The organism is Pararhizobium sp., from assembly GCF_965279435.1.
Classification (GTDB): domain Bacteria; phylum Pseudomonadota; class Alphaproteobacteria; order Rhizobiales; family Rhizobiaceae; genus Pararhizobium.
Genome location: NZ_CBDIHY010000003.1, coordinates 600902 through 612149, shown reverse-complemented (window position 1 = coordinate 612149; position 11248 = coordinate 600902). Strand labels below are relative to the sequence as shown.

5 protein-coding genes are annotated in these 11248 nt (G+C 60.6%); 3 read left to right on the top strand and 2 right to left on the bottom strand.

Going from position 1 to position 11248, the window contains the following annotated elements:
- The first annotated feature begins 156 nt into the window (after positions 1 to 156).
- The 3 genes from gltB to ACQY8Q_RS08665 all read left to right on the top strand — a co-directional run bounded on the left by gltB (position 157) and on the right by ACQY8Q_RS08665 (position 8381).
- Positions 157 to 4878 (top strand): glutamate synthase large subunit, encoded by a 4722-nt coding sequence (gene gltB / locus ACQY8Q_RS08675; RefSeq protein ID WP_428426220.1) that lies wholly within the window; start codon positions 157 to 159, stop codon positions 4876 to 4878.
- A 182-nt stretch (positions 4879 to 5060) separates the two neighbouring features.
- Complete coding sequence (locus tag ACQY8Q_RS08670; RefSeq protein ID WP_428426219.1) at positions 5061 to 6515, top strand: glutamate synthase subunit beta; 1455 nt, start codon at positions 5061 to 5063, stop codon at positions 6513 to 6515.
- A 366-nt stretch (positions 6516 to 6881) separates the two neighbouring features.
- A complete protein-coding gene (locus tag ACQY8Q_RS08665) occupies positions 6882 to 8381 on the top strand; it encodes a DegQ family serine endoprotease (protein WP_428426218.1) in 1500 nt (499 codons plus the stop codon).
- A gap of 94 nt (positions 8382 to 8475) precedes the next feature.
- Here the strand turns inward: ACQY8Q_RS08665 and ACQY8Q_RS08660 are convergent, their stop codons facing one another.
- Positions 8476 to 9621: an SGNH/GDSL hydrolase family protein gene (locus tag ACQY8Q_RS08660; protein ID WP_428429717.1), complete on the bottom strand. Its 1146-nt coding sequence runs from the start codon at positions 9619 to 9621 to the stop codon at positions 8476 to 8478.
- Between the two features lie 225 nt (positions 9622 to 9846).
- Positions 9847 to 11067, bottom strand: coding sequence for a lytic murein transglycosylase (locus ACQY8Q_RS08655; protein WP_428426217.1), 1221 nt, complete (start codon positions 11065 to 11067; stop codon positions 9847 to 9849).
- Positions 11068 to 11248: the final 181 nt, after the last annotated feature.

The following is an 11248-nucleotide window of genomic DNA, read 5'->3' as shown; positions in this document are numbered from 1 at the left end:
GCACTCTGTGCCTGATGCAGTCAATGCTTCATTTGCGACCGGATCAGGATCATGCAACGATAATGCCGGTGCCGGCCTCAACGGGACTCTTGCCCGCAAAAGCCTGCCTGGACTGCGGAAATATCCGGCCGTGCCGGGTTAACAGGAGGGAAGACGATGACGGACCTTACGCCATCCACCGTAACTGGTTTCAACACTGCGCGCCCAACGGCGACGGTTGAAAAAAATACCGCATTTCCGGGCCTGCCGAAAAAACAGGGCCTCTATGATCCGCGCAACGAGCATGATGCCTGCGGCGTCGGCTTCGTCGCGCATATGAAGGGCCAGAAGTCACACCAGATCGTCAAGGATGGCCTTTTCATCCTGGAAAACCTGACGCATCGCGGCGCCGTCGGCGCCGATCCCCTGATGGGCGATGGTGCTGGCATTCTGGTGCAGATCCCCGACCGCTTCTTCCGTGAGGAAATGGCGCTGCAGGGCGTCATCCTGCCGAAGGCTGGAGAATATGCCGTCGGTTACCTGTTCATGCCGCAGGACGAGGCGCAGATCGCCCATTTCAAGCAGGTGATCACTGAGGTCTTGGCCGAGGAAGGCCAGACGCTGCTCGGCTTCCGCGAAGTGCCGGTTGATAACGCCTCGCTGTCCAAGGCGGAACACATTGCTGCGACCGAGCCTTATCACGTGCAGGTCTTCATCGGTGCCGGTCGCGATGCTGCGACCAATGCCGAATTCGAACGCCGCCTGTTCACGCTGCGCAAGGTGATTTCCAACCGCATCTATGACGCATTCGAGGGCGCCGAGACCGGTTTTTATCCGGTATCGCTGTCGACCAAGACCATCGTCTACAAGGGCATGTTCCTGGCCTATCAGGTTGCCGCCTATTTCAAGGATCTGGCCGATCCGCGCTTCGAATCGGCTGTCGCCCTGGTGCACCAGCGCTTCTCGACCAACACTTTCCCATCGTGGAAGCTGGCGCATCCCTACCGCATGGTCGCCCATAACGGCGAAATCAACACGCTGCGCGCCAACGTCAACTGGATGGCAGCGCGCCAGGCTTCGGTGTCTTCGCCGCTGTTCGGTGGCGATATTTCCAAGCTCTGGCCGATTTCCTATGAGGGACAGTCGGATACCGCCTGTTTCGACAACGCGCTCGAATTCCTCGTGCAGGGCGGTTATCCGTTGTCGCACGCCGTCATGATGCTGATCCCGGAAGCTTGGGCCGGCAACCAGCTGATGGCGCCCGAGCGCAAGGCATTCTACGAATATCACGCCGCTTTGATGGAGCCGTGGGACGGTCCTGCCGCCGTGTGCTTTACCGACGGCAAGCAGATCGGTGCGACGCTCGACCGCAACGGCCTGCGCCCGGCGCGTTACCTCGTCACCGACGACGACCGCGTCATTCTGGCATCCGAAGCCGGTACGCTGCCGGTGAAGGAAGAAAGCATCATCAAGAAGTGGCGCCTGCAGCCGGGCAAGATGCTGCTGATCGACATGGAAGAGGGCCGGATCATCTCCGACGAGGAGCTGAAGTCGACCCTTGCCAACCAGCATCCCTACCGCCAGTGGCTGGACAATACCCAGCTCATTCTGGAAGACCTGAAGCCGGTCGAACCCCGGGCGCTGCGCCGCGACGTGTCGCTGCTCGATCGTCAGCAGGCGTTCGGCTATACCCTGGAAGACACCAAGATCCTGATGTCGCCGATGGCAACGACCGGCCAGGAAGCCATCGGCTCGATGGGCACCGATACGCCGATCTCGGCGATGTCGGACAAGACCAAGCTGCTCTATACCTATTTCAAGCAGAACTTCGCGCAGGTCACCAACCCGCCGATCGACCCGATCCGCGAAGAGCTGGTGATGAGCCTGGTCTCATTCATCGGTCCGCGCCCAAACCTGCTCGACCATGCCGGCATGGCCCATGCCAAGCGGATGGAGGTGCGCCAGCCGATCCTGACCAATGGCGATCTCGAAAAGATCCGCTCGATCGGTCACACGGAAGACCGTTTCGATACCAAGACGCTCGACTTTACCTATGACGTGACGCGCGGTGCCGAAGGCATGCCGGAAATTCTCGACCGGCTGTGCGAGCGGGCCGAAGCGGCCGTAAAGGGTGGCTATAATATCATCGTGCTCTCCGACCGTCAGATCGGCCCGGACCGCATGGCAATCCCGGCATTGCTGGCAACGGCTGCCGTCCACCATCACCTGATCCGCAAGGGGCTTCGCACCTCCGTCGGTCTCGTTGTTGAAACCGGCGAGCCGCGCGAAGTGCATCATTTCTGCCTGTTGGCAGGCTACGGTGCCGAGGCGATCAACCCGTATCTTGCCTTCGATACGCTGACCGACATGCACAAGCGTGGCGAGTTTCCGAAGGAAGTTGATGGCAGCGAAGTCGTCTATCGCTACATCAAGGCAGTCGGCAAGGGCATCCTCAAGGTCATGTCCAAGATGGGCATCTCAACCTACCAGTCCTATTGCGGCGGCCAGATTTTTGACGCGATCGGCTTGAATTCGGAACTGATCGACCGGTATTTCTTCGGCACGGCAACGCAGATCGAAGGCATCGGCCTCGAAGAGATCGCCAAGGAAACCTTCAACCGCCATCAGGCGGCTTTCGGTGCCGATCCGCTTCTGAAGAACACGCTCGATATCGGCGGCGAATATGCCTACCGCATGCGCGGCGAAGGCCATGCCTGGTCGCCGGACGCCGTTGCCTCGCTGCAGCATGCCGTGCGCGGCAATGCCGAGGATCGCTACCGTGAATTCGCCGAGATGGTGAATGGCGCAGCTTTGCGGATGAACACCATTCGCGGCCTGTTTTCGATCAAGGGCGCCGAAGCCATCGGCCGCAAGCCGATCCCGATCGATGAGGTCGAGCCGGCCGTCGATATCGTCAAGCGGTTTTCGACCGGCGCCATGTCGTTCGGATCGATCTCGCGCGAAGCCCATACGACGCTGGCGATTGCGATGAACAGCATCGGCGGCAAGTCGAACACCGGCGAGGGCGGCGAGGAAGCCGACCGTTATCTGCCGCTCCATGACGGCTCGCGCAATCCGGAGCGTTCGGCGATCAAGCAGATCGCATCCGGCCGTTTCGGCGTCACGACCGAGTATCTGGTCAATGCCGACATGCTGCAGATCAAGGTAGCGCAGGGTGCCAAGCCCGGCGAAGGCGGCCAGCTGCCCGGCCACAAGGTCGATGCCACGGTTGCCAAGACCCGCCATTCGACACCGGGCGTTGGCCTGATTTCACCGCCGCCGCACCATGACATCTATTCGATCGAAGATCTGGCACAGCTGATCTACGACCTGAAGAACGTCAACCCGGAAGCCGATATCTCCGTCAAACTGGTCTCCGAAGTCGGCGTCGGCACGGTTGCGGCCGGTGTCGCCAAGGCGCGCGCCGATCATATCACCGTCTCCGGTTATGACGGTGGCACGGGTGCTTCGCCGCTGACATCGCTCAAGCATGCAGGTTCCCCCTGGGAAATCGGCCTTGCCGAAACCCATCAGACGCTGGTGCTGAACGGCCTTCGTTCGCGCATCGCGCTGCAGGTCGATGGCGGCCTGAAGACCGGCCGTGACGTCATCATCGGTGCACTGCTCGGAGCCGACGAGTTCGGTTTTTCGACGGCGCCGCTGATTGCCGCCGGCTGCATCATGATGCGCAAGTGCCACCTCAACACCTGTCCGGTGGGCGTGGCAACGCAGGACCCGGTCCTGCGCAAGCGCTTCAAGGGTGCGCCCGAGCATGTGGTCAACTATTTCTTCTTCGTCGCCCAGGAAGTGCGCGAAATCCTGGCGTCGCTGGGCTTTGCCAGGTTTGACGAAGTCATCGGGCTTTCCGAACTGCTCGAAAAGGATACGATGATCTCGCACTGGAAGGCCAATGGTCTCGACTTCTCCCGCATCTTCCACAAGGTCGATGCGCCGAAGGAAAAGACCTATTGGACCGAGAGGCAGAACCATCCGATCCACGACATTCTCGATCGCAAGCTAATTGCGGCAGCGATGCCGGCGCTGGAATCAAAGACGCCGGTGACGATCGAGGTCGATATCAAGAATGTCGACCGCTCGGCCGGCGCGATGCTGTCCGGTGAGGTCGCCAAGCGCTACCGTCACAAGGGGCTGAAGGACGATACGATCACGGTGAAGCTCACCGGTACGGCCGGACAGTCGTTCGGCGCGTTCCTGGCGAACGGCATCACATTCGAGCTGATCGGTGACGGCAATGACTATGTCGGCAAAGGTCTTTCGGGTGGCCGCATCGTCGTGCGTCCGCCGGAGAATTCCAAGATCGTTGCGGCCAAGTCGATCATCGTTGGGAACACGGTGCTTTACGGTGCGATCTCGGGCGAGTGCTATTTCAACGGTGTGGCCGGCGAACGTTTTGCCGTGCGCAACTCCGGCGCCATCGCGGTTGTCGAGGGCGTGGGTGACCATGGCTGCGAATACATGACCGGCGGTGTGGTCGTGGTGCTCGGCGAAACCGGCCGCAACTTCGCAGCCGGTATGTCGGGCGGTGTCGCCTATGTGCTGGATGAGAGCGACGATTTCCCGAAACGTTGCAACATGGCGATGGTCGAACTCGAGCCGGTTCCGGAAGAGGACGACATGCTGGAGAAGCTGCATCATCACGGCGGCGACCTCATGCACAAGGGCATGGTCGATGTCGCCGGCGACATGACGCGCCATGACGACGAGCGGCTCTACCAGCTGATCTCCAATCATCTGCACTACACAGGCTCGCCGCGTGCCAAGGAAATTCTCGACCATTGGGTCGAATTCCGGCCAAAATTCCGCAAGGTCATGCCGATCGAATACCGGCGTGCGCTTGAGGAAATGGAGCGCATGCGGATGGGCATCGCGGCAGAATAATGCCGCGCGGCGCTGTCATTCATCGGGTGATTTCGGCGGGTATCGCGATTGCTGTTCCAGCGGCCGCGTTCATGGTGAACGGCGAGATTAAATTAGAAATCATCGTGCTGGGGGCGCTGATCGGCTGCGCCTACTGGTACTGGGGTCCCACGTGGCCCCACTGTGAAATAAGGGACGAGTAAATGGGCAAGGTCACAGGCTTCATGGAAATCGACCGGCAGCTGGCAAAGTATCAGCCGGCCTCGGACCGCATTCGGCATTTCCGCGAGTTCACAATCCCGATGTCGGAACCGGAAGTGCAGAAACAGGCCGCGCGCTGCATGGACTGTGGCATCCCCTATTGCCATGGCCCGACTGGTTGCCCGGTGCACAACCAGATCCCCGACTGGAACGATCTGGTCTATAACGGCAACTGGGACGAGGCGATCCGCAACCTGCACTCGACCAATAACTTTCCGGAATTCACCGGCCGCATCTGCCCGGCACCGTGCGAAGAAGCCTGCACGCTGAATCTCGAAGACGCGCCGGTCACGATCAAGACTGTCGAGCAGGCGATTGCCGACAAGGCCTATGAAATGGGCTATATCGTGCCGCAGCCGGCCGTCACCAAGACCGGCAAGAAAATAGCGATCATTGGTTCAGGCCCGGCCGGCATGGCAGCGGCGCAGCAGCTGGCCCGCGCCGGTCACGAAGTTCATGTGTTTGAGCGTGAATCCAAGCCCGGCGGGCTGCTGCGCTACGGTATCCCGGACTTCAAGATGGAAAAGAACTTCATCGACCGCCGTGTCGACCAGATGCGCGGTGAGGGTGTCACGTTCCATTGTGGCGTCAATGTCGGGGTCGACAAGAGCGTTGATAGCCTGATCGAAGAGCATGATGCCGTGCTCTATTGCGGCGGTGCCGAAACGCCGCGCGATGCCGGTATTCCGGGCGTCGAATTCCACGGCGTTCACGATGCCATGCCTTATCTCGTCCAGCAGAACCGCCGCGTCGGCCGCGAAAACATCGACAGCGTCGGCTGGTCGTCGGACCCGATCCTCGCCGGTGGCAAGCATATCGTCGTCGTCGGCGGCGGCGATACCGCGTCTGACTGCGTCGGAACTGCGTTCCGCCAAGGTGCGGTGAAAGTCACCCAGCTCGACATCCGCCCGCAGCCGCCGGAAAAGGAAGACAAGCTCGCCGTCTGGCCGTTCTGGGCCACCAAGATGCGCACCTCGTCATCGCAGGCCGAAGGTGCCGTGCGCGAATTCCAGGTGGCGACGCTTGAGTTTGTCGGCGAAGACGGTGTGCTGACCGGCGTCAAATGCTGTCAGGTCGATGAACGCCGCAAGCCGATCGCCGGCACGGAATTCGTCATCAAGGCCGATCTCGCCTTCATCGCCATCGGCTTCAGCGGCCCGGGAACGGACAGCGTGCTGAAGGACATGGGCGACAAGCTGGCCATCAGCAAGGACAAGCGCGGCGGTTCTTCCGTCACCGCCAATGATAAGGACTACCGGACCTCGGTGGACAAGGTCTGGGCGGCCGGCGACGTCCGCCGTGGCCAGTCTCTGGTCGTCTGGGCGATCCGAGAAGGCCGTCAGGCGGCCCGGGCGATCGATGAGGCGCTGATGGGCTCGACGGTCCTGCCGCGCTAGTCAAACCCGTCTTCTGTCTTGGGGTCAAACCCAATTGGAAACGCCGCGTGCCGGGCTGGTGCGCGGCGTTTGCCGTTCTGTTGCAACTGTGCGTCGCCTGCACTTGGGTTGAAATATGGCGCCGCGATACGATGCAACATTAACTTGCTGCAATGAAACGGTAATAAACCTTTAATTTGTAAATATTCGCAGCACCTATAATATTCATCTCAAGCGTAGTTCTTGGGAGTTCAGTATTCTCCGCCAATACTGACGGTACTCTGAAGCTTCTTCTTGAAAAGAACGCTGCCGATCACCCGACGCCGCGTTCCCGTCGCAGGGAACCATGACGCCGCACCCCAACGAGTTCGTAAGGGACCCTTTGTCATGTCTAACATTCTCCTGACTCACCGTGCCGCAGCGCTGGTCGGAGCCGCCATCTTGGTCGGCGCGGCGGCGTTCCCCTTCACCATCCATTCAACACCTGCGATGGCTGCGTCCGTGCCAGCCACCGTGCCACTGGTTTCCAACGGCTCTTTTGCTGATGTCGTCTCTGCCGACAAGCCAGCGGTCGTGACCATTACCACGACCATGAAGGCAACCGATGTTAGCGACAGCGGCAGCAACTCGCCGATGGACGAGCAGTTTCGCCAGTTCTTCGAGCAGCAGGGCATTCCGATGCCCAAGCAGGCCCCGCAGCCCCAGCAAGGTGAACACGCAATGGCTCTCGGTTCTGGTTTCATTGTCAGCAGCGATGGCATCATCGTCACCAACAACCATGTGATCGACAACGCCATCGACATCAAGGTAACGCTTGATGATGGAACCGAGCTGCCGGCCAAACTGCTGGGCGCCGATCCGAAGTCCGATCTCGCCGTCCTCAAGATCACGGCCGGCAAGCCGCTGGCCACCATCGCCTGGGGCGATTCCGACGCATTGAAGCTGGGCGACCAGATATTGGCGATCGGCAATCCCTTCGGCATCGGTACGACGGTCACCGCCGGTATCGTTTCGGCCCGCGGCCGCGATCTGCACAGTGGCCCATATGACGACTTCATCCAGATCGACGCGCCGATCAACCACGGTAATTCCGGTGGCCCGCTTGTCGATCACTCCGGCAATGTCGTCGGTATCAATACCGCGATCTATTCGCCGAACGGCGGTAGCGTCGGTGTCGGTTTCGCCATCCCCTCCGATCAGGCGCAGAAGATCGTCGCCAAGCTGGAAAAGAGCGGATCGATCGATCACGGCTATCTTGGTGTGCAGATCCAGCCGGTCACCGCAGATGTCGCCGATGCCGTTGGCCTGGCCAAGGCCGAAGGCGCACTGGTCGCTGCCGTCAACACGGGTACGCCTGCAGCACAGGCAGGCCTCAAGACTGGCGATATCATCATGACTGTCGGCAGCGAAGCGGTGAAGTCGCCGCATGATCTGTCGCGGCTGGTTGCCGATCTGTCACCGGGCGCAAAGGAAGCCGTGACCGTCTGGCGCGATGGCAAGACGGTTGATCTCAGCGTCACCGTCGGTGGCAATGATGGCGACCAGAACCAGGCGTCCGCTGCCAAGGACGACAGCAGGATGCAGACAGGGCCGAGCATCGGCGTCGCCCTTGCCGACCTGACGCCGGATGTGCGCCAGGAACTGAAGCTGCCTGACAATGTGACCGGTGCTGTCGTTGCCAAGGTCAACCCGGACAAGCCGGCCGCCGCCGCCGGTATCCAGGCAGGCGATGTCATCGTCTCGGTCAACGATAAGGCCGTCCTTGGCGCCAGCGATGTGAAGACGGCGATTGCCAATGCGGTGAAGTCCGGCCGCAAGTCGGTGCTGCTGCTCATCGAACGCGGCGATCAGAAGACCTTCATCGCGGTGCCGTTCGCGGCGGCCTAACACCCCGTTGGCAGCTTTATTCGCGAGATGCGAGCTGCTGAAGGCCCCGTTCTCCTGGCGGAAGGAGGACGGGGTTTCGCTGTATGCTGAAAGGTCAGTTGCGGAACACCGGATTGCTGATCACCGTTTCCGGTTTTGACAACCGGAAATCATCCACCCGTCCGGCCGGAGCTTCGGCCACTTCGCCTTTTTCCACCAGGCGGTCGCGCGGGCTCTTGCCATTGCTCGTCAACACCGCCCCGCCACCGAGAAGCGTGGTGGAGCCATCCAGTTCCGGATCGTTGAGGCCGATCGGCTGGGTCTGGAGGATATCCTCATTGGCGGTCGGGGCGGCGACGACCAGGTCCTTCATGCCGTCGGCGCCGGGAATATCCTGGGCTGAGGCGGCGGCGTCACCCAACAGTTTGCGGATATCTTTCTCGACATAGAAGGCAAGCTTGCGCTTGCCGGCCTTGGTCAGGTTGATACCGTCCGATCCGCGCAGGCGCACCTGCTGACCATTGATATCGGAGCCCGTCATGACGAATTTTCCGTCTTCATCGACAAAACCATCCCAGATATCGACAAAAGTGCCGCCGACCTTTTCGGCTTCCGCGCGGAAGATACCGTTCAACGTGACCATATCGGCGGTCATCGACGTGGATTGGAAAGGCGGCATACCGACCCAGAGCAGTGGTGTCTTGTCCTTGCGGGCAAGGGCAGCGAAGGCGCCGGCCCGGCGGGTATATTCGGCCAGCCAGCGGTCGGTGCGGAATTTTTCCTTCTCACCATTGATCGACATCTGCTGACGCTCGTTGGCGCCAAGGCTGATGATGATCAACGCCGGTTTTGTCTCTGCGATATAGGTGGACAGGTTTTCCGGCCAGTTGAAATAGTCCTCGCGGACAAGCCCGGATGAGCCATTGGCACGGGTTTCGATGATGATGCCCGGGGTCGCCTCGAAGGCGGTCTTCAATCCGTCGCCAAGACTGCCGGCAACGAAGTCGCCGACGACGAGGACCTTCTTGGCCGTTTCCAGCTTTTCGACGAGGACAGGAGCGGGCTCGGCAGGTACCGGTTTCGCCTTCTGCTGCGTTTTCCTGACCTTCGGACGTTGCTGTTGTTGCTGGGGTTGTCTTTGCCGGGGCTCGTAGATCGGAGCGTCATCATAGACCGGGGGCGGTTGCCTGCGCCCAAATCCGAACAGCATGTCGAGAATGGTGCGGCGCTCTTGCGCCTGCGCCTGGCGGGGTGGCTCCATGACGAACGCAGTCAGGCTGATCGCAATGACGATCAGGCCGTTGAACAACCGGTGAAGGCCGTTGCTGCTGTCTCTGCCGCTCATGCACCTGTTCCGCACTGGTTCTGGACTGACGTTCAAAGTGGCTCTACGCAAATGCGCAACGCCTCTCTTTCGAAAGGCGTTGCATCAAGGATGCATCCGGATTGCGCCGCAAATGCGAGCGTCCAACGCTCCCGGTCGCGTCTACTTCCGCAATGCCTTCAGAAGGTGCTGGGTCGGTTCACCGTCGGGTGAAAGGCCATTGCGGTTCTGGAAGGCCTGGATGGCGGCTTTGGAGCCGGAGCCGAAATTGCCGTCGACCTCGCCGTCATAGTAGCCCAGTTCCTTCAGGCGGGACTGCAGCTCGAACTTCTGCTTGATGTCGAGCGAACCGTCCGGACGGCTCCAGGCCTGCTGCATGCCACCGTAGCCGGCAATCTCGTCAGCCAGAAGACCAACGCCGAGCGCGTAGGAATCCGAGGCGTTGTAACGCTTGATGACGAAGAAGTTCTTGGTCATCAGGAAGCCGGGGCTGCCAGCGCCGCCGGGCATCTTCAACTGGGCACGCGTATCGCCGTTGCGGAAAGCCTTGCCGTTCGGCCGGGTAAATCCGAGGGCTGCCCACTGGGAAACCGTCTTCGTCTGGTCCGCATACTGGCTGCCGTTCTGCGGCGGGGAGACTTCGTAGCCCCAGGTCTGTCCGGATTGCCAGCCGTTCTTCTTCAGCAGGTTGGCCGCAGTCGCGAGCGCGTCCGGCACCGAGTTCCAGATGTCCTTGTGGCCATTGCCGTCAGCATCGACTGCGTAGAGCAGATAGCTGGTCGGAATGAACTGCGTATGGCCCATGGCGCCGGCCCAGGAACCGTTCAGCTCGCGCGGGGTGACGTCACCGTTCTGCAGGATTTTCAGAGCTGCGATCAATTGCGTCTTGGCATATTTGGACCGTTTTGGGTCGGCATAAGCAAGCGTGGCGAGCGCGCGCGGCACATAATGCAGGCGATCGTCCTTTTCCAGCACGGCGCCGTAATTGGATTCCATCGACCAGATGGCCAGGAGCACGTTCCTGTCGATACCGAAATGCTTCTCGAGCGCCGTGAGGGTGCGGGCGTGCTTGACCGCCATCTCCTGCCCGACCTTGCGGGTATAGGGATTAACCCGGCTGTCGATATATTCCCAGATCTTGCTCTTGAACTCGGGCTGATAGGCGGCCTTCTGCAGCACATCCGGATCGGGCGTTTTTACGCCGGCGAATGCTTGGCGGTAGGTCGCCTTGGTAATGCCGCTCTTGGCCGCTGTGGCATAGAAGCTGTTGATCCAGGTCTCGAAGCCCGCGTCAGCCGAGGCTGTTGACGGGGAAAACAGGGCTGCGGCTGTCATGAACGCGGCGGCAGCACAGCGAAGGAGAGTGTGTCGGGTCTTTGTCATCAGCTGTCGTTTCCGTTGGTCGGCGCTCTGCTGCGATCAGGGAGGTGACCGGCGGTGCGCAAATTTACAGTCTTAGAGCCAGCTTCATGCATGGGGTTCACGCATGTGGTTCCATTCTTCAGCCGTTTAGCCAGAGAGGCAACCGCCAGAACCAAAACCTTACGAAAATGAAGTCAACAAA

Coding starts and splice junctions, on each gene's coding strand:
- gltB (WP_428426220.1), top strand. CDS start 157: ATGACGGACCTTACGCCATCCACCGTAACTGGTTTCAACACTGCGCGC.
- ACQY8Q_RS08670 (WP_428426219.1), top strand. CDS start 5,061: ATGGGCAAGGTCACAGGCTTCATGGAAATCGACCGGCAGCTGGCAAAG.
- ACQY8Q_RS08665 (WP_428426218.1), top strand. CDS start 6,882: ATGTCTAACATTCTCCTGACTCACCGTGCCGCAGCGCTGGTCGGAGCC.
- ACQY8Q_RS08660 (WP_428429717.1), bottom strand. CDS start 9,621: ATGGAGCCACCCCGCCAGGCGCAGGCGCAAGAGCGCCGCACCATTCTC.
- ACQY8Q_RS08655 (WP_428426217.1), bottom strand. CDS start 11,067: ATGACAAAGACCCGACACACTCTCCTTCGCTGTGCTGCCGCCGCGTTC.